The organism is Bacillus sp. JK74 (genome assembly GCF_053663395.1).
In genome coordinates this window covers 193172-216283 of the sequence record NZ_JBSJQB010000001.1, presented here as the reverse complement: position 1 = coordinate 216283, position 23112 = coordinate 193172, and the positions used below count along the sequence as shown (strand labels likewise).

Annotated in this window: 24 protein-coding genes; 17 read left to right on the top strand and 7 right to left on the bottom strand. The window is 48.4% G+C overall.

The features are described 5' to 3' along the window. Window positions 1-8: 8 nt before the first annotated feature. From ACWJJ5_RS01135 to ACWJJ5_RS01125, 3 genes are all read left to right on the top strand, one after another. Window positions 9-728 carry a response regulator transcription factor gene (locus ACWJJ5_RS01135; RefSeq protein WP_071392261.1) on the top strand — a complete coding sequence of 240 codons (720 nt, stop codon included), beginning with the start codon at window positions 9-11 and terminating at the stop codon, window positions 726-728. Continuing rightward, the gene (locus tag ACWJJ5_RS01130; RefSeq protein WP_070082351.1) at window positions 725-2467 is read left to right on the top strand and encodes a HAMP domain-containing sensor histidine kinase; all 1743 of its coding nucleotides are present in this window, start codon (window positions 725-727) and stop codon (window positions 2465-2467) included. Before ACWJJ5_RS01135 ends, ACWJJ5_RS01130 begins: the two co-directional genes overlap by 4 nt. Window positions 2468-2530: 63 nt before the next feature. Then, window positions 2531-3409 (top strand): SMP-30/gluconolactonase/LRE family protein, encoded by an 879-nt coding sequence (locus ACWJJ5_RS01125; protein WP_071392260.1) that lies wholly within the window; start codon window positions 2531-2533, stop codon window positions 3407-3409. Window positions 3410-3459: 50 nt separating this feature from the next. Here ACWJJ5_RS01125 and ACWJJ5_RS01120 read toward each other — a convergent pair whose 3' ends face one another. Further along, window positions 3460-4251, bottom strand: coding sequence for an SDR family NAD(P)-dependent oxidoreductase (locus tag ACWJJ5_RS01120; RefSeq protein ID WP_017418937.1), 792 nt, complete (start codon window positions 4249-4251; stop codon window positions 3460-3462). A gap of 187 nt (window positions 4252-4438) precedes the next feature. Between ACWJJ5_RS01120 and ACWJJ5_RS01115 the strand changes: the two genes are divergently transcribed. The 11 genes from ACWJJ5_RS01115 to ACWJJ5_RS01065 all read left to right on the top strand — a co-directional run bounded on the left by ACWJJ5_RS01115 (window position 4439) and on the right by ACWJJ5_RS01065 (window position 14274). Next, the gene (locus ACWJJ5_RS01115) at window positions 4439-5383 is read left to right on the top strand and encodes an ABC transporter substrate-binding protein (protein ID WP_017418938.1); all 945 of its coding nucleotides are present in this window, start codon (window positions 4439-4441) and stop codon (window positions 5381-5383) included. Beyond that, the gene (locus ACWJJ5_RS01110) at window positions 5346-6392 is read left to right on the top strand and encodes a FecCD family ABC transporter permease (protein ID WP_003151785.1); all 1047 of its coding nucleotides are present in this window, start codon (window positions 5346-5348) and stop codon (window positions 6390-6392) included. Before ACWJJ5_RS01115 ends, ACWJJ5_RS01110 begins: the two co-directional genes overlap by 38 nt. Next, on the top strand, window positions 6389-7615 hold the full coding sequence (locus tag ACWJJ5_RS01105) for an ABC transporter ATP-binding protein (protein ID WP_454022124.1): 1227 nt from the start codon (window positions 6389-6391) through the stop codon (window positions 7613-7615). The genes ACWJJ5_RS01110 and ACWJJ5_RS01105 overlap by 4 nt, the downstream gene beginning before the upstream one ends. After that, window positions 7612-8181, top strand: a complete 570-nt coding sequence (locus tag ACWJJ5_RS01100; protein ID WP_077722819.1) for a cob(I)yrinic acid a,c-diamide adenosyltransferase — start codon at window positions 7612-7614, stop codon at window positions 8179-8181. Before ACWJJ5_RS01105 ends, ACWJJ5_RS01100 begins: the two co-directional genes overlap by 4 nt. A 164-nt stretch (window positions 8182-8345) precedes the next feature. After that, the gene (locus ACWJJ5_RS01095) at window positions 8346-9614 is read left to right on the top strand and encodes an MFS transporter (protein WP_070082346.1); all 1269 of its coding nucleotides are present in this window, start codon (window positions 8346-8348) and stop codon (window positions 9612-9614) included. A 166-nt stretch (window positions 9615-9780) separates the two neighbouring features. Further along, entirely contained in the window at window positions 9781-10161 is a 381-nt protein-coding gene (locus tag ACWJJ5_RS01090) for a protein liaI (RefSeq protein WP_003151789.1), read from the top strand. A gap of 13 nt (window positions 10162-10174) precedes the next feature. Beyond that, a complete protein-coding gene (liaH, locus tag ACWJJ5_RS01085; RefSeq protein WP_003151791.1) occupies window positions 10175-10852 on the top strand; it encodes a stress responsive protein LiaH in 678 nt (225 codons plus the stop codon). 105 nt (window positions 10853-10957) lie between these two features. Further along, on the top strand, window positions 10958-11827 hold the full coding sequence (gene liaG, locus ACWJJ5_RS01080; protein WP_094247510.1) for a LiaG family protein: 870 nt from the start codon (window positions 10958-10960) through the stop codon (window positions 11825-11827). 26 nt (window positions 11828-11853) lie between these two features. Next, the gene (liaF, locus tag ACWJJ5_RS01075; RefSeq protein ID WP_003151794.1) at window positions 11854-12585 is read left to right on the top strand and encodes a cell wall-active antibiotics response protein LiaF; all 732 of its coding nucleotides are present in this window, start codon (window positions 11854-11856) and stop codon (window positions 12583-12585) included. Continuing rightward, window positions 12582-13664, top strand: coding sequence for a two-component system sensor histidine kinase LiaS (gene liaS, locus ACWJJ5_RS01070; RefSeq protein WP_003151796.1), 1083 nt, complete (start codon window positions 12582-12584; stop codon window positions 13662-13664). The genes liaF and liaS overlap by 4 nt, the downstream gene beginning before the upstream one ends. Further along, a complete protein-coding gene (locus tag ACWJJ5_RS01065; RefSeq protein WP_003151798.1) occupies window positions 13642-14274 on the top strand; it encodes a response regulator transcription factor in 633 nt (210 codons plus the stop codon). Before liaS ends, ACWJJ5_RS01065 begins: the two co-directional genes overlap by 23 nt. A gap of 42 nt (window positions 14275-14316) precedes the next feature. Here ACWJJ5_RS01065 and ACWJJ5_RS01060 read toward each other — a convergent pair whose 3' ends face one another. From ACWJJ5_RS01060 to ACWJJ5_RS01050, 3 genes are read right to left on the bottom strand one after another with little or no spacing between them, the layout of a single operon-like run. After that, the gene (locus ACWJJ5_RS01060) at window positions 14317-15429 is read right to left on the bottom strand and encodes a Ger(x)C family spore germination protein (protein WP_326212077.1); all 1113 of its coding nucleotides are present in this window, start codon (window positions 15427-15429) and stop codon (window positions 14317-14319) included. Continuing rightward, a complete protein-coding gene (locus tag ACWJJ5_RS01055) occupies window positions 15426-16526 on the bottom strand; it encodes a spore germination protein (RefSeq protein WP_454022123.1) in 1101 nt (366 codons plus the stop codon). Before ACWJJ5_RS01055 ends, ACWJJ5_RS01060 begins: the two co-directional genes overlap by 4 nt. Continuing rightward, window positions 16501-17943: a spore germination protein gene (locus ACWJJ5_RS01050; RefSeq protein ID WP_039253912.1), complete on the bottom strand. Its 1443-nt coding sequence runs from the start codon at window positions 17941-17943 to the stop codon at window positions 16501-16503. The genes ACWJJ5_RS01055 and ACWJJ5_RS01050 overlap by 26 nt, the downstream gene beginning before the upstream one ends. Before the next feature lie 116 nt (window positions 17944-18059). On the opposite strand from ACWJJ5_RS01050, the gene ACWJJ5_RS01045 reads away from it, so the two are divergent. Next, window positions 18060-18245, top strand: a complete 186-nt coding sequence (locus ACWJJ5_RS01045; protein ID WP_003151806.1) for a YvzF family protein — start codon at window positions 18060-18062, stop codon at window positions 18243-18245. 67 nt (window positions 18246-18312) lie between these two features. Next, entirely contained in the window at window positions 18313-19701 is a 1389-nt protein-coding gene (gene fumC, locus ACWJJ5_RS01040) for a class II fumarate hydratase (protein WP_003151808.1), read from the top strand. 35 nt (window positions 19702-19736) lie between these two features. Here fumC and ACWJJ5_RS01035 read toward each other — a convergent pair whose 3' ends face one another. Beyond that, window positions 19737-20612: a TetR/AcrR family transcriptional regulator gene (locus ACWJJ5_RS01035; protein ID WP_017418948.1), complete on the bottom strand. Its 876-nt coding sequence runs from the start codon at window positions 20610-20612 to the stop codon at window positions 19737-19739. 178 nt (window positions 20613-20790) lie between these two features. Here ACWJJ5_RS01035 and spxO point away from each other — a divergent pair, with 178 nt between their 5' ends. Continuing rightward, on the top strand, window positions 20791-20955 hold the full coding sequence (spxO, locus tag ACWJJ5_RS01030; RefSeq protein ID WP_003151811.1) for an anti-adapter protein SpxO: 165 nt from the start codon (window positions 20791-20793) through the stop codon (window positions 20953-20955). A 27-nt stretch (window positions 20956-20982) separates the two neighbouring features. Here the strand turns inward: spxO and ACWJJ5_RS01025 are convergent, their stop codons facing one another. Together ACWJJ5_RS01025 and ACWJJ5_RS01020 are read right to left on the bottom strand one after the other, a co-directional pair. Then, a complete protein-coding gene (locus ACWJJ5_RS01025; RefSeq protein WP_166705797.1) occupies window positions 20983-22338 on the bottom strand; it encodes a sensor histidine kinase in 1356 nt (451 codons plus the stop codon). Beyond that, window positions 22335-23012 carry a response regulator transcription factor gene (locus ACWJJ5_RS01020; RefSeq protein ID WP_007410069.1) on the bottom strand — a complete coding sequence of 226 codons (678 nt, stop codon included), beginning with the start codon at window positions 23010-23012 and terminating at the stop codon, window positions 22335-22337. The genes ACWJJ5_RS01025 and ACWJJ5_RS01020 overlap by 4 nt, the downstream gene beginning before the upstream one ends. Window positions 23013-23112: the final 100 nt, after the last annotated feature.

Genomic DNA, 23112 nt, shown 5'->3' with positions numbered 1-23112 from the left:
CGTCCAAGGTGGAAAATGCGTCAATTTTAATTGTAGACGATGAGAAGGCGATCGTTGATATGGTCAAACGCGTTCTCGTCAAAGAAGGCTATCACAACATTAAGACAGCCGGAAGCGCTGAGGAAGCGATTGAGTTTGTTAAACATGAATCCGCGGATCTGCTCGTGCTGGATGTGATGATGGAAGGCATGTCCGGTTTTGAAGCATGCACCGAAATCCGGAACTATACCGACGCTCCGATCTTTTTTCTGACTGCCCGTTCTTCTGATGCGGATAAGCTGTCAGGATTTGCATTGGGAGCTGACGATTATATAACGAAGCCGTTTAATCCGCTCGAATTGGCGGCGCGGATCAGAGCGACGTTAAAGAGAACCTATAAGCGCGAAGAGAAAGCGGCGGTAAAAACGTATTCATACAGCCATTTTTCCTATTCGCCGCAAAACGCCGAGCTGATCGTCGGGGGCGAGCCCGTCAGCTGCTCCGCACAGCTTCTGCAATTGCTTCAATATTTCTGTGAACACCCTGATGTGGTGCTCTCTAAAGATCAGATCTATGAAAAAGTGTGGGGATATCCGTCTTACGGCGACAACAACACCGTCATGGTTCACATCCGCAAGCTCAGAGAAAAGATTGAAAAAGACCCCAGCAATCCGTCCTATATTGTAACGGTGCGCGGCCTCGGCTATCGGTTTATTCCCGATCAAGGAGAAAAAGGAACCCGCTCATGAGAATGCGCGGAAAATTTCTGCTCCACTTTTTCGGACAGCTTCTGCTTGTCATCCTGCTGATGTCCGTTTTGGCCGTCGCTTCTTTCTTCTATTTGGATTGGCGTTTCAGCGAAGCGGAAGCCAATGCGGGACTGACCAAAGCGACGGCAGACTCGTTTGAAGCGTGGCTTGATAAAAACGAAGACGGCACATGGGATGTCGATGAATTTTTAAAGATGTCGGTCAGAAAGCAGAAGGGCTGGCTGCAGATCATTAATGACAAAGAAAAAACCGACTACGCGTACAGAGTGCCGAAAGACGTCCCGAGCCATTACAGCAGAAAAGACCTCTTATCCATTTACCAGTACCGGAATTTTGACAACTACAAGCTGAATTACTGGACGGTCACGATAAATGATGAGACCTATTTGATTCTGTTCGGCTGGAAATCCGCCAGTGAGCAGCTTCTCACTTACATCGAATCACAGGAGCCATCCCTCGCTTCCCTTTCTCAATATAAAAAAAGCACGGTTGATTATATTAAACGGGAAAAAGGGGCGGTCTACCTTCTCGAAGACAGCGGCAGACTGCTCGGGGATATCAACAGCACGAAAAAAGAACGGAACACCGTCAATGAGCTTGAATTGCTGAAATACAGTTCCAAGCCGTGGAATTACAAACGGGAAATTTCTTTTAAAAGACTCGATAAAACGAAATGGATGGTCGCGTCGGTGCCGAACCCCGTGTACATCCCCGATCACGAGTTTAACAAATCATTTTTGAGAAATGTGATGAAAACCCTCTTCCTCTTGATCGGAATCTTAGTATTTATGATCTGCATCCTGACCATCTGGTACTCTTTCCGTTTCGGCTGGCCGCTGTTTCATACCATCAAATGGCTTGTCAATTTATCAAAGGGCCGGCTTGAAGAGCCGAAGAACCGCAAAGGACAGCCGGTCAGCAAAAACAAAAAAGGCAAAACAAAACAGCCGTTCCGCTTTTTCGCCGAGATTTTCGAATCGATGGATCAGCTGACCGACACGCTGAAGCGGGATAAGAAAAACAGAGAAAAAATCCAGGCGACAAGGGAAGAATGGATCGCCGGGCTGAGCCATGACTTAAAAACCCCGCTGAGCACGATTTACGGCTACAGCATGATGCTTGAATCGAAGCAATACGACTGGACACCGGAAGAAGTCAAAGAAATGGGGCAGATCGTCCGGGAAAAATCAGAATATATGTCGAAGCTGATTGAGGACTTAAACTTAACATATCGCCTCAAAAACGCGGCCCTCCCGATCGAACGGCGGCTGATCAACGTCGTGCCGTTTATCAGAAACGTCACGAACGATTTCACGAAAAACACGTTCTCGGAAGGCTATGACATCGCCTTTGAAACCAAAAAGGAAGACATTCTTTTCGCCATTGATGAAGCGTGGTTCCGCCGTATTCTGGAGAATCTGCTGGCAAACGCGGTTAAGCATAATAAGAAAGGGACCGCCATTCGGGTCGTGCTTGAGGAATCAGCCGAACAGCTCATTCTGAAGGTGAAAGATAACGGAAGAGGAATGGACGATGAAACGATTCACCAGCTGTTTAACCGTTATTACCGGGGAACGAATACGAAGGGGCCGTCAGAAGGAACTGGACTCGGGCTCGCCATTGCCAAAGAGCTGGTTCACCTTCATAACGGAACCATCCATGTCAACAGCAGAATCAGCGCCGGAACGGTGATTACGATTCTTTTTAAAAAAGATTGAGTTTGGACGCCGCTTTGTCGGGAATAACAATAGAAGACTGACAAGCAAAAGAGGTGTTCACACATGGAAGCAGCATTACGAGCAGATACGAGAGCAGTTATCGGAGAAGGCCCTTTATGGGACAAGGATAAGGAATGCCTGTACTGGGTGGATATACTGGGCAGCCAGCTCCATATCTTCACTCCGGCTGACGGAATCAACCGTTCCGTTAAATTCAAATCATTTGTCACGGCTCTGGCCTTGTATTCAAAAGAAGAGCTGGTGATGACGATGAAAGATGGGTTTTACCTGTACAATCTGCGGGAAGACACATTGACGAAGATGAAGCAGCCGAAAGACATGCGGGAAGATATCCGTTTCAATGACGCAAAATGCGACCCGTCCGGCAGATTATGGGCGGGAACGACGAGCATGGAAGGCAAAGAAGAGGAGGCTTCGCTGTACCGTCTGAATACGGACGGCAGCCTTGCCAAAATAAAAGACCAGGTCTCCACCTCGAACGGTTTGGATTGGGATCGGGACCGAAACCTGATGTACTATATTGATACTCCGACGCAGGAAATCGTCTGTTATGCATACGATCCTGAAACCGGAGCCGTATCAGATCCGAAAACGGTCTACCGCTTTCCGGAGTCGCAAGGATCTCCCGACGGAATGACCATTGACCGTGACGGAATGCTGTGGGTGGCTCTGTTCGGAGGCGGCCGTGCCGTCCGGATTGACCCGTTTTTGCATAAGGAAATTGCATCTATCGAAGTTCCGGCGAAATACGTCACCTGCTGCGCGTTCGGAGGCAGAGATTTGAACACGTTATACATTACGACCGCGACGGAAAAATTGACGGAAGCCGAAAGACTTGAGCAGCCGCATGCGGGCGGCCTGTTTTCAGCAGAGCTTGAGACGGGCGGCTGGGAGCCGGTTCCGTTTGCAGGCATGATGTAAAAAAAGCCCTGGCATATGGGGAAGTTCCCCTTGTGCCGGGCTTTTTTGTGTTAAATGGAGCGGATGATGCCGCCTTCAACCCGCTGTGCGGTGCCGTTAATGGCAGAAGCAGCTGATGAAGCGAGAAATACAATCGTATTGGCGACTTCTTCCGGGGTTGCATAGCGCTGAATTAAAGATGTCGGTTCATTCACTTTAAAATAATCCCGGACGAAGCTGTCCGTGTCTTCTCCGGCAGCCTTTGCGGCTCCTTCCATGTAAGAAGCGACGCCTTCGGTCCATGTCGGTCCCGGCAGCACGGAGTTGACCGTGACATTCGTGCCTTTCGTCATTTCCGCCATTCCCCGGGACAAGCTGATTAACGCCGTTTTCGTCATTGAATACGGAATCATTTGCGCAAGCGGTTTGACACCGGCTTCACTGGAGATGTTCAAAATCCGTCCGCTGTTTCTTTCAAGCATTTGCGGCAGAAAACGCCGGCACAGGCGCACGGCGCTCATAACATTCACTTCAAAATACCGAGTCCATTCATCATCAGACACCTCAGCGAAGTCCTTTACTTCAAAAAAACCGAGATTATTGACGAGAACATCGACTTCCCCGATTCCGCCGGCGCGCTTGATCAAGTCATCCGCCTCATCCTGACGCGATAAATCCGCAGCGATGCCGTGAACCGTTCCGTAAGCGGAAAGCTCCTCAACCGTCCGTTCCACAGTTTCTTTTTTTCTTCCGTTTACAATCACCTCGGCGCCTTCGGCTAAAAAGCTTTTTGCCGCGGCTTTTCCGATCCCTGAAGTTGATCCTGTAATCAACACGAGCTTTCGTTCAAGCTGTAATTCCATGATAATCCTCCTTTTTACACCATTGTGTAACAGTATACATGATGAATTTTAGTGTGTACGAACAATTTGCTTTCATGCAAAAAGGGCGGATATACAAGCCTTAAAGACTTATAGTATAATTACTGCGAAAAAAGGATACGAATGTCAAAGAGACAATCGTTTACCATAATCAGGGGGAGTTAAAAGAATGAAGAAGATCACTGCCGTCTGGGCGGCGCTCTTGGTCACCGCCTTTGTGATCGCCGGCTGTTCCGGCGCACAGGGAGAAGGAAGCGCGGCCAAACAAAAAGCCGTCTCAACCGAAGCATTCCCGGTAACCATTAAGGATGCCGCGAACGAAAAAGTAACCATAAAGCAGGCACCGGAAAAAATCGTTTCCCTCATGCCGAGCAATACGGAAATTACATACGCGCTCGGACTGGGAGATAAGGTCGCAGGCGTCACGACAAATGATACATATCCGAAAGAAGCCGTAAAAAAACCGAAAGTCGGAGATATGAATGTGAACGCTGAAAAAGTCATCGCGCTGAAGCCGGATCTCGTGCTTGCCCACGCGTCCTCTATGTCCGCTTCCGCCGATGCGATGAAGCAGCTGAAAGATGCGGGCATCACCGTCTTAACGGTCAATGATGCGCAATCGTTCCAAGATGTGTACAAATCAATCAGCATGATCGGAAAAGCGGCCGGCAAAGAAAAGCAGGCGGATCAGCTGATCCAATCGATGAAATCCGATCTTTCCGGCATAGAAAAGAAAGCGGCTGCCATTTCTGAAAAAGACGAAAAGAAAGTATTCGTCGAAGTGTCTCCTGACGGCTACACGACGGGGAAAGGCACGTTTATGAACGAAATGCTTGAAGATATACATGCGAAAAACGCCGCCGGCAGCCAGACCGGCTGGGTGCAGCTGACGGATGAAGCGATTGTCAAAATGAATCCGGACGTCATCATTACGACAGACGGCGTAAAGGCCGCTGAAGTGGAAAAACGCGCCGGCTGGGGTGCCGTCAATGCGGTCAAACACCACAATGTCTATTCTGTTGATCCTGACCTTGTCACACGCTCAGGCCCGCGCCTTGTCAAAGGGGTCGAGAAGCTTGCAGAAAGCGTTTATCCTGAAACGTTTAAAAAGTAACCGCCCGCTGGCCTACACGGTCAGCCTGCTGTTTTTAGCCGTTTGTACGGCACTCGGCATTTCAATCGGCAGTCTGCATATTCCTTTATCCGACGTTTTTTGGATCGGGATCGGCCGGACATCCTCTGTTGATCCCATGAATGTAAATATTATGATCAATATCCGCCTGCCGAGAGTCGTTCTGGCCGCTCTTGTCGGAGCCGCGTTATCCATTGCGGGGGCGGCGTTTCAGGGACTTCTGAAAAATCCGCTCGCCGATCCTTATACACTCGGGGTATCTTCGGGAGCCTCGGCGGGAGCTGTTATCACCTTGTTTTTCGGCATTCAGATTCCCGTCATCGGCCGGTTCACACTTCCGGTTGTCAGCATCGCCGCTGCCATTGCGGTTATGGCGGCGGTTCTGTTTTTCAGCCGCCTCGTTCATGCGTCGATGTCGGTTTCGACGCTCATTTTGACAGGCATCATTATGAATTCTTTTCTCGGGGCTCTCATTTCGCTTGTGATTGCTTTAACGGGAAATGATCTGCTCCCGATTGTCCGCTGGCTGTTGGGAAGCGTGTCCATGAGGGGCTGGGGCTATGTCGCGCTGTTTCTGCCTTTTTTTCTGGCCGGGACGGCGCTTCTGCTTATCAATGGCAGAGAATTAAACATTATGACTTATGGAGAAGAAAAAGCAAGGCTGTTAGGCGTCAGTACGGGAAAAAGAAAACTGCTGATGATCGCCGCCGGATCTCTGCTGACGGGAGGCGCGGTTGCCGTCTCGGGGACGATCGGGTTTGTCGGCCTTGTCATTCCCCATGTGACTCGGCTTTTATGGGGGACGGATCATCGCCATTTACTGCCGCTGTCAGCATTGACGGGCGCCGGGTTTCTCATTTTGGCGGATTTGTTTTCCCGCACCGTCATTGAGCCTGTCGAATTGCCGATCGGCATTATGACGGCCTTGGCGGGAGCGCCTGTGTTTGCCTTGATTCTGCTTCGCCAGCATCATGGAGGGAAACGCTTATGATCAGAGTGAGCAGCCTGTCCGGCGGGTACGGAGGCCGGATGATTGTAGAAGATGTCAGTTTTACCGCCGGAAAAGGTGAATTTGTCGGCATACTCGGTCCGAACGGCTCGGGAAAAACAACGCTGATGAAATTGCTGACGGGAATGCTCTCTCCGTCAAAGGGCGAGGTGCTCGTCGCAGGCAGGCCCGCGGGCAGATACAAGCCGCGGGAGCTTGCGAAAATCATGGCCGTTTTGCCGCAGCATACGGAGCAAGCTTTTACATTTACCGTTAAGGAAACGGTGTCCTTCGGCAGATACCCGTATCAAAAAGGACTCTTCAGACAGATGGATCAACATGACGAGGACATCGTCCGGGAAGCGATGGAAATGACGGGCATCGACCGATATGCGCAGCAATCCGTCCGCAATCTGAGCGGAGGGGAGCGGCAGCGCGTCTATCTGGCGCAGGCGCTGGCTCAGCAGCCTGAGGTGCTCTGTCTGGATGAGCCGACGACCTTTCTTGATCTCAAATATCAAAAAGACCTGCTTGATACGGTAAAGCGGCTGACGAGAGAAAGAGGCCTGACGGTCATCAGTATTTTTCACGACCTCAACGCCGCAAGCCAATATTGTGATCAGCTCCTGATGATGAAAGACGGACGCGCTTTTCCGAAGCAGCCGCCGGATCAGGCTTTGAAAAAAGAGACGATTGAAGACATTTACGGCATTACCGTCAGCGCTGTTGCCCGGCAATCGTCGCCGAAACCGCTGATCTCTTTTATGCCGGAAGCGCGGGAGGAAGGAGAGCCCGCCGGCGTTCCGTTCGCCTCTCTGATAAACAAAAGCGGAAATACCGTAACGCTTCATACAGAACGGCCGTTCAGAATGCTGTCAACCGCATCTGACGGCCCGGGCTTTTCGTGGAGCCGCCGGCTTTCCGGCTCAGCGGCAGCTGGTTTGATCTGCCGTACGTTTGATTCGGTTACGATAGCCGTGACTGCGCAGTATACCGTTTGGGTGCTGATCAGCGGACGTTTATCGGAACAGGGATTTGTTCGGCTGTTAACGGCAGCGGCTGAAGCGAGAATGCAGGCCCTTTCCGGCAGACAGGCAAAAGGCGACATTGTCATTTGTGCCTTGCAGACAGGAGAGGCAATGGACGTCCCTCACGCGGAAAGAGCCGTCAGAAGAGGAACCGCGGCATGTGTAAAAGCGGCGGAAGAAGGAGGAATACAACGATGAAGCTGTATACGAAAACCGGCGATCAAGGACAGACAAGCCTGATCGGCGGCAGAACAGATAAAGACAGTCTGCGGGTTGAAAGCTACGGGACGATCGATGAGCTGAACAGCTTTATCGGGCTTGCGCTTGCGGAGCTAGATGATTGTGAGAATTGCGGTGATGTGAAAGCCGAACTCCGAAACATTCAGCATGAGCTGTTTGACTGCGGCGGCGACTTGGCGACGGTCACTGAACATAGAAACTATACATTAAGAGAGACATCTATTTCCGTATTGGAAGACTGCATAGACCGTTACACGGCTGAAGCGCCCCCGCTTGAGAAATTTATTCTTCCGGGCGGGCATAAGGCGGCTGCTCAGCTTCATATCGCGCGGACCGTCACAAGACGGGCTGAGCGTCTCGTCGTGAAACTGGGCAAAACAGAAGAGATAAACGATACGGTGATGCGTTACTTGAACCGCCTGTCTGATTATTTTTTCGCGGCGGCAAGAGCAGTTAACGCAAGACAGGGCGTTCAGGATATAGAGTATGAAAGAAGCGCCGCGGTATTCCGTGATGATGAATAACGTTTTGTTCAGCCGGCAGCAGCAAGCCGGCTGTTTTTTTATAGAGATATCCATCAATTGAACCTTTATTGACAGAAGGAAAATGTATCTTATGCATTATTGACTGAAAAATTAAAAAATGAGATATTATAAGAAACATTGTAAAATAATGGGGGATTTGATAGATGGATACATATAATAAGAGCGAGAGCATCTGGAATAAAAATTTCACCCTTCTGTTTATCTCGAGGCTTGTTAAATTGTCGGGCGACGGTTTTGCCTTTAATTCCATTCTGTGGTTTTTGATTTTTGACGGGGAAGGCGCGATCGGCACGTCCCTGCTCATTGCGGTCACGTTCCTTCCGGAGGCGATGCTGGCGCCGATTACCGGGCCTTTTATGAAGCAGCATACGCTGAAATTCTGGATGTATTTCTCCGATCTCACGCGCGCGGCGGTCGTGTTGATCATTCCAGTTTGTTACTTTAACGGTTTTTCTCCTTTATGGTTTGTCATGCTTCTCATGATTTTGCATTCAGCCACGGGAGCCGCTTATAATCCTGCATCTATCTCATTAATCCCCAATATTGTCGGAGAAAACAGCCTGCAGAAAGCGAATGCGGTCATCCAGTCATCAGGGCAGATCGTCAGGCTTGCCGCCATTACGCTGAGCGGGGTGTTCTTAACATTTATCAGTCCCGCTTATTCTTTGTTTATCGCTCTTATATTCTATCTTCTATCAGGTTTTCTCGTACTCTTTATGTCATACCAAGTCCAGCATGCCAAACAGGATACCGTCGCCGTCAGACAGCGCGGGACGTATTTCGGAAGGCTCAAACGGGGGTTCGTTCTTGTCAGGAAACACCAGATTTTATACCCGCTCGCCATCTATTGTATCTTCATGAATTTTGCGGCCGCTCCGTGGGAGGCGCTCTCTGCCGTTTATGTTGCCGAAGATTTAAACATGCCGCCGATCATCTACTCGCTTTTGAAAGCGACAGGCACGGGCGGAGCCTTTTTAATGGGTTTTATTTTGGCTAAGGTGAAGGTGAACAAATACGGTCTCCTGTTTGTGTCAGCGGGAATCATAGAAGGGGCGGCATTTTTCATCACCGGCCTCAACACTTTTCTGCCGCTCGTCTTCCTCGCCGCGTTTGCGTTCGGATCTGCCGTCAGCGCGATTAATGTGCCGGAATATACGATTATTCAGACGTCTGTGGACCATGATGATCAGCCGCAAGTCTATGCCGTCATCCATATGATCTCAAACATATCCATTCCGCTCGGCGCGGTCCTTTGCGGATACGCGGCTAACGCCTTCGGTCCCGGAAAAGTCATTGCCGCCGGCGGTCTCGTTGAAGTCCTGTCCGGTCTCGGAATATTGATCTTTACAAAGCTGGCCAAAGCTGAACGCTCAGATCTCATCAGGGAAAAAGAAGCGAGCATCAGAATATAGATTTTTCGTGAAACGCCCTGCGCCGTCCGGTGCAGCGGCGTTTTTTTATGCGAAGGTCCGGGGGGTTATACGACTCCGGTCTGATATGAAAATCAATCTCTGACTCGTTTTGCCGGCCGCGGGATTTGTTTATAGTAAAGACAAGGAAAACGAAAGGAGGATCTGCATGAATATAAATGTAAAAACGGCAGGCGGCTTTCTGCTGATTGTGTTCGGACTTTCTGTCTTTTTCGGAGGAGGCCATTTCGCATTTATCATCCCGCTGGCGATCGGAGGCCTGATGCTTTACTGGGGAATCAAACGTTTTTCAAAAGGCCGGGCGGTATCGGGTATCATCGCGGGCTTCATCGGAGCTATGATTCTCGTCGGTTCTCTTCCATTTATCGTTGCCATCGGACTGGCCGGCGCCATGGTGTATTTCGGGTGGAAGATGATGAAGCAGGGCGGCTCAGACACCGCTTCCCGCCAGTATGAACCGGAAGCGGCATCACCGGGCTATCAATCCGGATTTGACACTGAATGGGAAGAATTTCTGAAGAAAAAATAAGGAGGAAGACAAAATGGTCTTAAAAAGAATAAGAAATATGTTCGTCGCATCTGTTAACGAAGGGCTTGATAAATTAGAAAATCCGAAAGTCATGCTGAATCAATATGTGCGTGATATGGAAAGTGACATCGCTAAGGCGAAACAAACGATTGTCAAACAGCACACGATCGTCCATCAGTTTAAGAAAAAACAGGAAGACGCCTCCGAAACGGCGGCAAAACGGAAAAACCAGGCTCAGCTTGCTTTTGACGCCGGGGAAGAGGAGCTTGCGAAAAAGGCGCTGACTGAAATGAAATACCTTGAGGGAAAAGCGGCCGAACATGAAAAAGCGTATGAACAGGCGAAAACACAGCTGGCAGAGCTGAAAGAGCAGCTGGAAACTTTAGAAACGCGCCTCCGCGACGTAAAGGATAAAAAACAGGCGCTCATCGCCCGCGCCAACGCGGCAAAAGCAAAGGAACATATGAACGCTTCTTTCGACAAAATTGACAGCGAAAGCGCCTACAGGGAGTTTCTTCGGATGGAAAGCCGCATTGAAGAAATGGAAGTCCGCGTCAAATACGGCACTTCAGCTGAGGCGAACACAGAATACAGCCGCTCCCAATATTCAGATGAGGTGGAAGCTGAGATTGAAAAAATGCGCTCGCTTTCTCTGGAGAAAACAGAGCATCAAAAAGCGGCTCATGAATAATGTGCACAAGGGAAGATCGGCGCTTTTACGCCTCTTCCCTATACGCACGTATCAATTCTCCGGCTTTTCCTTTATAATAAAATGAATGAAAAAGGATGGAACGTAATGAAGCGTAAGATTGCCAAAGGACTGATGGCGGCGTCCGTTCTGATCTGCTGTCTGTTTTTGGTGAAAGAAGTGTTTGCCGGGCGTTTTTTTCCGCTGTACGAAACAGAAGCGGAATCGGCAAGCATACCGCCGCGTGCCGTCAACAGCCTGTCGGTTTCATCGGAACAGACGGATGTAAAAATCATCGCGGAAGCGCGGAATGATATCGCGGCAAACATGGCGGGACCGGCGGGGAAAATGTTTGTCCAAAGCAGGGGAAAGACCCTCAATCTCAAAGCGCAGGAGAAAGGGTTTCAATTTCTGAATCTCTTTCAGCGTCCTCTGCTGATTGTCCGCATTCCGTATGATTATCATCGGGACATCACCGTCCATACGTCAAGCGGCACCATTGCCGTTGACGGAAACAAGGGGCTGTCTCTTGCGTACCTCGGTGTCCGTTCTGTAAGCGGGAATATGTCGCTGAAGCACGTGAAGACGGATGTGTTTGAAGCGAAGGGGCTGTCGGGCAACCTCACAGCAGCAGGCCTTGCGTCAAAAACGGGGGATATCCGCTTATCCTCCGGACATGTCGGGCTTCAACATGCGGCGGGCGCCCTTGACGTGCGGGTCGCTTCCGGCAGTGTCGACGCCTCGCTTGAGACGGCGGATGCTCCCGTATCCGTCAGGCTTGCGAGCGGCAGCGCAGCGATCAGCCTGCCGAAAGACGGAAGTTTTACGGTGAACGCCGAGACGGCAAGCGGAAGGATTCAGCCGTCTTATTCCTTTGAGAAAACGAGTAAGGACGGCGGGGCATTCACCGGTATGAAGGGCAGCGGCGCCAGGCCGATTGATATAAAAGTGACGAGCGGCAATATTGCACTGCAATAGTCAAGGAAAGGAGGGGCAGGCAGCTGATGGCAAAAAAACAGATTCTCGGACTTATCATCGCCTTATTAGGCGTCAGCATGTTTTTGCGTATTATCGGCATCGGCGACTTCTTGTTTTGGCCGCTCTTTTTTCTGATCACAGGCTATATTTTTAATAAATATTCCCGCGGCTGGCTCGGCTCCGTCCTGTATATCTTCGCCGCTTTTTTATTTTTGAGGAACCTGTTCAGCGCCACCTTTAACCTGTTCGGCTATGCCTTCGCCGCCTTTCTCATATACGCGGGCTACAGGCTCCTGAAAGGAAAGCGCGTGTATGAACATAAAGAGAAGAAAATCAATCTTGAAAAAGAAGAGCAGCCAAAGCCTTCCGCCCAGACGGAAAGCAGACAGCCGGACCTCCGCAGCTTTTTTATCGGCGAGCTGCGGATGATGAAGGACCCGTTTGAGCTGAATGATTTAAATGTTTCCGGATTCATCGGCGATGTGAAAATTGATTTGTCAAAAGCGATGATTCCCGAAGGAGAAAGCACGATGACCATCAGCGGTGTCATCGGCAATGTCGATGTGTACGTCCCGCCGGATATCGAAGTGTCCGTCAGTTCATCGGCTTTTATCGGCGATATGAACCTGCTCGGCTCTAAGAAAAGCGGCATGAGCCCGAATCTTTATAAAGTATCGTCTGAGTACGGCGACTCGCCGCGGCGGATTAAAATTTCAATTTCGTTATTCATCGGCGATGTGGATGTGAAGTATTTATGAGGAAAAAATTACTCGCCAATATTCAGTGGCGCGCCATGCGGATGACCGCGGGGCTCAGTCTGCTCCTTTGCGCGGTGTTTATTACGCTGATGCTGCTGTATTACGGGCTTGACCCGATGCTGCTGTTTTCTTCCGGCTGGTTCGGTATTCCGTTTGTGGTCATCCTGCTTCTGGCGTCTCTTTCGGCCGGATTGATTTCCGGTTATGTATACGGAGGCCGCCTGAAAACAAGAATGGATACACTGATTGAAGCGGTTTTGAAATTTGAAAACGGCAATTTCGCTTATCGGGTGCCGCCGCTCGGCGATGATGAAATCGGTCTGGCGGCAGATCAGCTCAACGAAATGGCCAAGCGGGTCGAGCTCCAGGTCACATCGCTGCAAAAGCTCTCCAACGAGCGGGCGGAATGGCAGGATCAAATGAAAAAATCGGTCATCACTGAAGAACGCCAGCGGCTGGCGCGCGATCTGCACGATGCCGTCAGCCAGCAGCTCTTTGCCATTTCTATGATGACATCCGCCGTCTTAGAGCAGGTGAAAGATGCGGATGACAAAATCGTCAAACGGATTCGCATGGTTGAACATATGGCGGGGGAAGCGCAAAACGAGATGAGAGCGCTGCTATTGCATCTGCGGCCCGTCACTTTAGAAGGAAAAGGCTTAAAAGAAGGGCTGATTGAGCTGTTAAAAGAGTTCAAAGCGAAGCAGCCGCTGGATATTGAGTGGGACATCAGCGATACGGGTGTGTCAAAAGGCGTTGAAGACCATCTGTTCCGCATCGTGCAGGAGGCGCTTTCCAACGTTTTCAGACATTCAAAGGCGACCAAGGTCACCGTCAGACTCGGCGCGAAACATCAAAAGCTGCAGCTTAAAGTCATTGATAACGGGGCGGGTTTTACAATGGATCAAGTGAAAGCATCCTCATACGGCCTGCATTCCATCAAGGAAAGAGCGAGTGAAATCGGCGGCATAGCGGAAATTATCTCCGTAAAGGGAAAAGGCACGCAGATCGACGTGAAAGTCCCGATTTATCAGAAAACAAAAGGAGAGAACGACAGTGATTCGAGTGTTACTGATTGATGATCATGAGATGGTCAGGATGGGTCTGGCCGCATTTTTAGAAGCACAGCCGGACATTGAAGTCGCCGGTGAAGCATCAGACGGGCAGCAGGGCGTCGATCTGGCCGCAGAGCTTTTGCCGGATGTGATTTTAATGGACCTTGTCATGGACGGCATGGACGGCATCGAAGCGACAAAACAGATCTGCGCGAAACTCAATGACCCGAAAATCATCGTGCTGACGAGCTTTATTGATGACGACAAAGTGTATCCGGTGATCGAAGCGGGAGCGCTCAGCTATTTGCTGAAAACGTCCAAGGCGGCAGAAATAGCCGAAGCCATCAGAGCGGCTGCCAAGGGCGAACCGAAGCTTGAATCGAAAGTGGCGGGAAAAGTGCTGTCAAGGCTGCGCCATTCAGAGAATCAGCTTCCGCATGAAACGCTGACGAAAAGAGAACTGGAAATCCTCTGTCTCGTCGCGGAAGGCAAGACGAATAAAGAGATTGGTGAAGAGCTCTTCATTACGATTAAAACGGTGAAAACCCACATTACGAATATATTGTCAAAGCTTGATGTCAGTGACCGCACGCAGGCAGCCGTATATGCCCACCGCAATCATCTCGTGACATAAGAAAAGGAGAGCGGCGCCGGCACACTCTCCCGAGGGACGGGGTCATTGGGACATTCCCTTTGTTCCGAAATCCCTGATGGCGACTTTGACTTTATATTCAATATCCGATTCACTAAAATGATGATCCCAGTCAGAGGATATCTTTTTCCATTTATCAGGATAATGAATCCGGACTTGATCGCCTAACCCGGTAATATCCACTTTCAAGTCATGCTGCATGTAATCAATGAATGTCATGACGTCTGAATGAATGCGGTGTTTTACCGCGTTTTTGATTTCATTTATATAGGACTCCTTGAAAGAATCTTCTTTCGGGTTCCAATCCTCAGACAGACGGCCTTCAACAAACCGGGTGACGATAAACTTGAATTTTCCGTTTTTATATTGTGTTTTTACATCATATTTGCTGGAAAATACCTCGAAGGATAAATAATAATTGTCATGCTTTGCAAACGTAACGCCTCCCTTTACCGTGCCTGTGAACAGGTTCATATTCTGGACTTGTAAAGGCGTTAAATTCGCATACCAGAATTTATTTTTAATAATGGTAGCGCCCCAGATTTCCAGTCTGCTGCCCACTTTGCGCACTTGAGGAAGGGCAAAGGTCTCGCCTTTGGCGATTTTCTCTGATATTTCCCCCAATGTCACGGGCTCCATCATCCGGATGGTGACCGCATTGTTCTCCGTTAAGTCATAGATCGTATTTGACGCAGGCTCTCCCTGGTCACTGATATTGAAAATATCTTTCGTTTTATCCGGCACCGTCATCACATTGCAGCTTCTTCTCGTACCGTTGTCCCTGATAAATTGGTTCATCAATGCGTCAAGCGGAATGTCATCCTTTAACAGCGCTTCGGAAAACAGCATGATACGCAAGTGCTGGGAGAAGGCGGGGTGATTTTTTAACGATGCCGTTCTTAATGCTTGATGGACGGTTTCCCCTGGAGTGGAAGTCACCTTTGTCGTGTCACCTGACGACGACTGCTGGGCACTTGCTTTTTGCGGAACCAGAATCTGCTGTGTCACTTCCACATTTTCTTCCGCAGGTTTATCGAGCCCGACTCCGATAACGAGGCTCAAGTCTTCTAAATTGCGGCTGTCCCAGCACCCGGCCAAAAGCAATGTGCAAAATATGATTACGATGTATTTCTTCATTGCGCTTTTTTCACCTTCCTTTTCACAGCGACGACTGCAAATATCAGTAAAGGCAGCAAAAAGAAAACCAAGAAGATATAGCCGAGAATATCACTGAACAGCATCAGCTTGTTCGCATCCTTTGGCATCAATGACCCCAAGAATGTCGCAATCCCGACGAAGATGACGCCCTTTTTCTGCTTCAGCCCGAAAATTTTATGAAGGCCTGATGTCGCGAAATATCCGTATGATACATAGGTGGCGAAAAATTGGATAATCCAGACAACAAGCAAAAAGGACTCGAACCTTTCAATAAAAAGCCCTTTGATTTCAAATGATTGAAAGAGCGCGATCGTAGGCCAAATCATTGTTTTGACATCCTGGGTGGTTAAGGCGCCGACGACGAGCACGTAGGTAATAATGTATAAAATAATCGGGATGCCAAAGCCCATGGCCGACATGCCGAACGTGTGCTTTTTATTTTTGAGGTACTCGGGGAGAAACAGCATAATCTCAATCCCCAAAAAGGAAACAGAAACGACGGTCAAGGAGGCCATAACGGGAGAAAACCCCTGTCCGAGCACCGGCCGCAGGTTGTCGATATCAAATATTTTAAAGCTGAAGGAAAACACCACCAGCAAAATAATAATCGTAATCGTTAAATAGAAAGGAAAGAGCCTGCCGATATCGCTCATGCCGCCGATAATTAAATAAACGGAACAGGCAATAAAGATAAACAGCGTGACCGGCACGGGCGTTCTTTCCAATAAAAAGAACTTGACCATTTCCGCCATCGCCCGGGCTTCGAAGCTGGCGACTCCTATAAAATAGAGACAGATCATCAGATTGACGATATTTCCCGCCCATTTGCCGAGTCCTTCATTCATATAATCAAATAATGATCCGTACTGATGCTTTTTCATAATGAGCGTATTGAGATAAATCAAAAAGATAAAGATGACGCCTTCCAGACATAACGCGATCCAGCCGTCCGGCGAATTTGCCCTGGATGACAGCGTCCGCGGCATGGTGAGGAGCCCCGCGCCGAGCATCGTGTTTGCAATCAATGCTGTCCCTTGATAGCTTGTAAGCTTATTGTGAGTTGTTTTCTGGCTCATTTATGTTTTTCGCCTCTTTTGGTTGATTTTTAATAGGGAGACGGAGAATAGAGTCGTTTGCGTTTTTTAAGCTGAAAAATCCATTCGGCGAGAAATACGGAGAACCGAAGCTTCGCTGTCTCGATAAATGAGTGTAGATCGCCAGCATAAATAAAATCATGCCGTACAGCCCGAAAGCTGCCGCGGTAAACATCGAAATGAAACGGAGCACACGGAACGACAGACCCATCCCGTACTGCGGCACCGTAAATGAAGCGAGCGCGACAATGCTGACCACGATGACCATGATGGAGCTGACAATATTCGCTTCAACGGCCGCCTGGCCGATGACGACTCCGCCCACCAATCCGATCGTCTGGCCGAGCGGGCTGGGAAGCCTCAAGCCCGCTTCCCTCAGCAGCTCGATCGTAATTTCCATCACCATCGCTTCAATAATAGGCGGGAAGGGAACGTTTTCTCTGTTCGCCGCGATGGTGACTGCAAGCGACGTCGGCAGCAGCCCTTGGTGAAACGAAACGAGGGCGATATAAATGGACGAAAAAAACAGCGTGATAAAAATAGACGTAAACCTGAGCGCCCGGATGAGCGAGGCGGAAATCCACCGTTCATAATAATCATCGGGAGACTGCATTAAAATTCCTAAAGAAGCCGGAACCACCAGCGCAAACGGCGAGTTGTCGACAAGGATGGCGACGCGGCCGTTGAACAAGGCGGAAGAGACTTTATCAGGCCGTTCCGTATTTTGTATTTGCGGAAAGGGCGAATACTTATTATCCTCAATAAGCTCCTCAAGCGTTCCGGAATCCTGGATGTCGTCCATCTTCACTTCGCTGAGGCGCTTTACAACATCGCTGACGACAGACGGGTCCGCCTTATCATCTATGTACATGACCGTGGCGTATTTTAACTTGTTTTCTCCGATCGGAACCTTTTTCGTTTTCAGCTTCGGATGGTTCGTGCGCTGCCTGATCATGGCGATGTTTGTATCAGAATCTTCTATGAAGGCGATTTTCGGACCTCTTACGACCTTTTCGGATGTGGGTTCATTCACGCTTCTTTTTTCTCTTTTTCCCGTGGACAAAATGTATACGCTGTCAAGTCCGTTAATAAACACGGCGCATTTTCCCCGCAGAATGGAGATGACGGCTTCCTTCGACGTAAAGACGGGACGGGCGTCGATCTTATCAAGACGTTTCGTCACCGTATCCAGCGTCAGAGTGTCTTCCTCACGAAGCAGCGTTTCAATCGCTTCTTTTATTTTGTCTTCGTCGTTCATTTCACTCAGATACATATAATAAAAAACAAGCCCGTTCGGAAGCATCTTTTTATTTTGAACCAGGTCATCATTCTGCTCTACGTGGGGAAGCACCAGTGCCAGATTAACGTGTATGTATTCCTTGAATTCCGATTGCGCCATCGACAGTCACCCGCCTTCCAATCCTTAATTGAGGTTATCTTTTCCTGTTAAAAAAATGATATACTATGATAAAGTATTTAATGGTACAAGTTTTTTTATGAAAGCGGAGGAGAGATGTGGCACAAGTCAGACTGGCAGGGAATGCCGAAGAAATTGAACAGCTCATCAAATCATTTGAAGCGCATTACGAAGTGGCTTACACGTCGAAAGAATACCGTAAAACAAATCCGAAGTATAAATATTCTAAGGATTCGCGCGTCTATCTTGAGCTGAAATTAAAAACGGCCAAGGCCGAAAAATAAAAAGGGTTTCATCTGTTACTGGCGAATAATACTCAGGGTGAAGCAACTGTTATGGAGGGATACATAAATGGACTACAGAATTGAAAAAGACACCATGGGAGAAGTTAAAGTTCCGGCAGATAAATTTTGGGGCGCTCAGACACAGCGCAGCAAGGAGAACTTCAAAATCGGTTCAGAAAAAATGCCTCAGCGTGTTGTGAAGGCGTTTGCAATATTGAAAAGAAGCACAGCGATCGCCAACGAACGCCTCGGCAACTTAGAGTCTGAAAAAGCACAGGCGATTGCCGCTGTATGTGACGATGTTTTAAACGGCAAATACGACGATAACTTTCCGCTCGTTGTCTGGCAGACGGGAAGCGGCACGCAAAGCAACATGAACATGAATGAAGTGGTGGCCAACCGCGCGACTGCTTTATTGAAAGAAAAAAATTCCGAGCTGAAGATTCATCCGAATGATGACGTCAACCGCAGCCAAAGCTCAAATGATACATTCCCGACGGCGATGCACGTTGCGGCGGTTCTTGCCGTATATGAGCAGCTCGTTCCGGCGCTTGATCAGCTGCGCGCGACGCTTGATGAAAAAGCGAAAGCTTATCAGGATATTGTGAAAATCGGACGCACGCATTTGCAGGACGCCACTCCGCTGACGCTCGGACAGGAAATCAGCGGCTGGGTATACATGCTTGACCGTTCGAAAGAAATGATTCTTGAGTCAACGGAAAAAATCCGCGCGCTTGCCATCGGAGGCACGGCAGTCGGCACGGGAATCAACGCCCATCCGCAGTTCGGTGAATACGTCGCGGAAGAAATCACAAAAGTAACGGGGCAGACATTCAAAAGTTCGCCTAACAAATTCCACGCGCTCACAAGCCATGATGAAATCACTCACGTTCACGGCGCGTTAAAAGCATTGGCTGCCGACCTGATGAAGATTGCCAACGATGTCAGATGGCTGGCTAGCGGCCCGCGCTGTGGAATCGGCGAAATCGTCATTCCTGAAAATGAGCCGGGAAGCTCTATCATGCCGGGCAAAGTCAACCCGACGCAAAGTGAGGCGCTGACAATGATCGCCGCGCAAGTGATGGGAAATGACGCGACAATCGGATTTGCGGCCAGCCAAGGAAACTTCGAGCTGAATGTCTTCAAACCGGTTATTATTTATAACTTCCTGCAGACCGTGCAGCTGCTCAGTGACGGAATGAATTCCTTCCATGACAAATGCGCTGTCGGTATTGAGCCGAACCAAGAGACGATTCAGGAAAATCTCTCTAACTCATTAATGCTTGTTACGGCGCTTAACCCGCACATCGGTTATGAAAACGCCGCGAAAATCGCCAAGCTTGCCCACAAAGAAGGCCTGACACTGAAAGAAGCGGCATTACAGCTGAACCTTCTGACAGAAGAACAATTTAATGAAATGGTGCGTCCGGAAGATATGGTGCATCCGAAAGCATAAAAGAAAGAACGGCTGCAGTCATTGCGGCCGTTCTTCTAAATAAACTGCTGTTTCAGTAAAAATCTGAGCTGTTCTGCATCTTCAGCCAGCAGGTCGGATTCCTTCAAATTCAAAATCATTCCTTTGATGATTGCCGGTTTCGGCGACTTTTTCTTCATTTCCGCTTCCAGAATATCCAAGCTCTCGGTGAATTCAGATGCTTGCGCCTTGTCCATCGTGCCGATGCGCGTGCGGAGGGTCTGCAAGATCGATTGACTTAAAGGATCGGGCTGCCCGTTATGAAGGGGCCCAAACAGTGAGCTTGCCTCATCAAGAGAAATAAAAGCTTCATCATGTCTGTCCGCCATTCCGTTTACGATGTCATCAATTCTGTGAATCACGGTATTTGCCAGAAGCGAAGGCTGTACGGACCGGCCGGTCAGAATCAGATACTCAAGATACATCTGACTGATTCCTTCTATTAAAAAACAAAGCTCGGCTGTGTAGGGTTCAGCTTTTTCTCCGTAAATAGCAAGAAGACTGTCGATATGAAACTGCAGGATCGACCGGCGGATTCTCTTTCCGCACTGCGCCGCTTCTTCGGTATAAGGAAGTGAACCGTCTTTCATCTGCACGGTAATAAAATCCTGATGGGCGAGAATCGATTCGTAAAATACCGCAAGCTGTTTTTGGTAAGCGGCTCTCGGACTGTCACCCTCCGTTTGGATCGTCGTGATTCGGGTAAACGTTTTATCATAGTAGTAATTCAGCATGGATAGGAGCAGTGCTTCTTTGGAAGGAAAGTAAAGATAAAAAGCGCCTTTTGAGATTTTGCATTCATCGGCGATTTCCTGAACCGATGTAGATTTGTACCCTTTTCGGGCAAACAGTTTGATTGCTGCTTCAATGATCAGCTTTTCTTTTTCCTTCAATGGTTCCACCCTTTCGGAGCCAGGAGGCTGGCTTGTGCTTCTCATGTATGACTATATGGTCATATTGATATTCCGTAAATTTAACCTGATTGTAACTTGTTTTTTTGTTTTGTTTTATTTATATTATAAAGTGAGCTGACCGAATGGTCAAAGTTCTGGCGAAAGGGTGAATCTGAAAATGAAAGAATTAGATGAAATGATCAGCCGCTTGCGAAACAGAGGAATTAAAGTCGAAAAGGTGAAATATCCGAAAAAGACAATTTGTGAAAAGAAATGGGTTCATCAATGCCAAAAACCGCTGAAAGCAAACTACAGAGATTTTAACGGCTATTCCTTCACATAAAAAAAGACTGCAATGAAACACTACAGTCTACTTTGGTATGATAATTCGGTAGATTACACCCGATTGGTCATTTTCAATTGAAATTGATGCTTTATGCAGGGTTAAAATCCGTTTTACGATGCTGAGTCCTATGCCAAACTCGCCTTTCTTCCCTTTATTAAAAGGCTCGTACAAGCTGGATAGCATCTCATCCTCAATCGGAGGCCCGTCATTTTCAACCGTCATGACAATCTGCTGCTGATTTTGGCTGATCTGAATGTGAATCGCCGTTTCTGCATAGCGGATTTGATTTTCGAGAATGTTTTCAAGAAGTTTGCTCCATTGTTCCGGATCACCGGGCATCATTAATGCATCTTCTGTATCAACGCTCCACAATAATTCCTTCCGGGCCCATTTGAGCCGTTCAATGACTTCTTCCGTGACCTTCACAATGTCAAATGTCTCATGGTGCACCCGCTGCTTCATTAAATAATCAAGCTTCGTTAAATATAATAAATCCTTAATTTTCTTCTCAAGTTTTTCTGCTTCGCCTTCAATGACATCAATTGTGGTTTCCAGATCCCCCTTAGGAAAAATCCCGTCCTTTATTGATTGAGTATAGCCTCTTATCACCATGACAGGCGTTTTTAAATCATGAGAGATATTTTGCAGGAGCGTTCTTTCCGTTTCATCCTTTTGTACCAGCTTGCTCCGCATGTCTTCAATGGTATGGCCTAATTTTCCGATTTCGTCTTTTCTGTCGACGATGACCGGATCATCCCAGTCCTGTTCGGAAATCCGTTTGACATGCTTCTCTAAGGAAACGAGCGGGCGCGAGAGATATTTGGCAAGCCAAATCGCCGGAATCCAGCTTAACAAAATCACGCCGGCAATGATAAAGAGAAGCTGCTTGAACAGGGTGAATGCCAGATCATCACGATAAGAATCAAGGGCGTAAGACAGCATCATCGCATCCTGGCCGTTAATGGTGAGGCCTTTTTTAATGACGAAAAATACTTTTTCACCGCTGATGTCCGCGCTGTATCGTTTCGTGACGCTGTGCTGGCGGCCCGCGAGCTTGTACACCTTATGGATAAAGGAAGAAGAAAAGTAGTTCAAGTCTTTGTCACTGGCCGATTCCTCCCGTTCCGGCAGAAGAACGTGCTGAACGGATCGGAAAGTCGTCGGAGCGGTCGCATCCTCGCTGTAATATCCCCGCTCGATCGATCCGGGCAGCCGGTACTCCGTCAGTACATGCTGTTCATTTTCAATCGTCGTATACGTTTCATCCGTGAAAAAATGACGCAGCGTATTTGAGAACAGCACGAGAAGCAGAATCGAAATGGCTAAGAGGATGCCTGAGATGACCACCCATATTTGAAAAGCAAGCGGCTTATTTTTCATGACGTCATCATCCTGTAGCCGAATCCGTAAATGGTCTCAACCTTTAACCCAGGCATTTTTTTTCTCAGCCTCCGCACAAGGTCATCGACCACCCGGTCAGTGCCGAAATAATCATGGCCCCATATTTTCAGCAGGATATCTTCTCTGGAAAAGGGGTGTCCTTTATGGTGAAGAAATAAAAGCAGCAGATCAAATTCCTTAGACGTCAAATTGACCAGGCTGCCGGTTTCATCATAAACCTCTCGGGCATCTTCGATCACATTGTAGGAAGAAACGGTGATGCCGGTTTTTTTTGCGGCGGGCTGTTCTTTATACACGAGCTCGAGCAGTTTCTGGACCCGTATAATAAGCTCTCTCGGCAAAAAAGGCTTGGCGATATAATCATTGCTTCCAAGCTCTAACCCGAGGACTCTGTCAATATCGGCATCCCGCGCGGAAATGAAAATGACCGGCACATCGGGATCTTTTTCTTTTATTTCTTTTATCAATGTATAGCCGTCCGTATCCGGAAGCATGATGTCAAGAATCCACAAGTGGGGAGACGGCTGCATCTGCTTTCTGGCATCTTCGCCTTTTGTGAAAGATGTAATGTTCCAGCCTTCATTCTCTAAATATTTTGTGAGCAGTTCATTCAGGTTATCCTCATCTTCAACTAGATAAATGGTGTATGACAAGGCATTTCACATCCTTTCAACGTCATTATACTAGTTTTAACATACTCAAGCCGCATTTTCATAATTTCACATATTCTTTTCATTTTTATCCCACAATGTT

Coding starts and splice junctions, on each gene's coding strand:
- ACWJJ5_RS01130 (WP_070082351.1), top strand. CDS start 725: ATGAGAATGCGCGGAAAATTTCTGCTCCACTTTTTCGGACAGCTTCTG.
- ACWJJ5_RS01125 (WP_071392260.1), top strand. CDS start 2,531: ATGGAAGCAGCATTACGAGCAGATACGAGAGCAGTTATCGGAGAAGGC.
- ACWJJ5_RS01120 (WP_017418937.1), bottom strand. CDS start 4,251: ATGGAATTACAGCTTGAACGAAAGCTCGTGTTGATTACAGGATCAACT.
- ACWJJ5_RS01115 (WP_017418938.1), top strand. CDS start 4,439: ATGAAGAAGATCACTGCCGTCTGGGCGGCGCTCTTGGTCACCGCCTTT.
- ACWJJ5_RS01105 (WP_454022124.1), top strand. CDS start 6,389: ATGATCAGAGTGAGCAGCCTGTCCGGCGGGTACGGAGGCCGGATGATT.
- ACWJJ5_RS01100 (WP_077722819.1), top strand. CDS start 7,612: ATGAAGCTGTATACGAAAACCGGCGATCAAGGACAGACAAGCCTGATC.
- ACWJJ5_RS01095 (WP_070082346.1), top strand. CDS start 8,346: ATGGATACATATAATAAGAGCGAGAGCATCTGGAATAAAAATTTCACC.
- ACWJJ5_RS01090 (WP_003151789.1), top strand. CDS start 9,781: ATGAATATAAATGTAAAAACGGCAGGCGGCTTTCTGCTGATTGTGTTC.
- liaH (WP_003151791.1), top strand. CDS start 10,175: ATGGTCTTAAAAAGAATAAGAAATATGTTCGTCGCATCTGTTAACGAA.
- liaG (WP_094247510.1), top strand. CDS start 10,958: ATGAAGCGTAAGATTGCCAAAGGACTGATGGCGGCGTCCGTTCTGATC.
- liaF (WP_003151794.1), top strand. CDS start 11,854: ATGGCAAAAAAACAGATTCTCGGACTTATCATCGCCTTATTAGGCGTC.
- liaS (WP_003151796.1), top strand. CDS start 12,582: ATGAGGAAAAAATTACTCGCCAATATTCAGTGGCGCGCCATGCGGATG.
- ACWJJ5_RS01060 (WP_326212077.1), bottom strand. CDS start 15,429: ATGAAGAAATACATCGTAATCATATTTTGCACATTGCTTTTGGCCGGG.
- ACWJJ5_RS01055 (WP_454022123.1), bottom strand. CDS start 16,526: ATGAGCCAGAAAACAACTCACAATAAGCTTACAAGCTATCAAGGGACA.
- ACWJJ5_RS01050 (WP_039253912.1), bottom strand. CDS start 17,943: ATGGCGCAATCGGAATTCAAGGAATACATACACGTTAATCTGGCACTG.
- fumC (WP_003151808.1), top strand. CDS start 18,313: ATGGACTACAGAATTGAAAAAGACACCATGGGAGAAGTTAAAGTTCCG.
- spxO (WP_003151811.1), top strand. CDS start 20,791: ATGAAAGAATTAGATGAAATGATCAGCCGCTTGCGAAACAGAGGAATT.
- ACWJJ5_RS01025 (WP_166705797.1), bottom strand. CDS start 22,338: ATGAAAAATAAGCCGCTTGCTTTTCAAATATGGGTGGTCATCTCAGGC.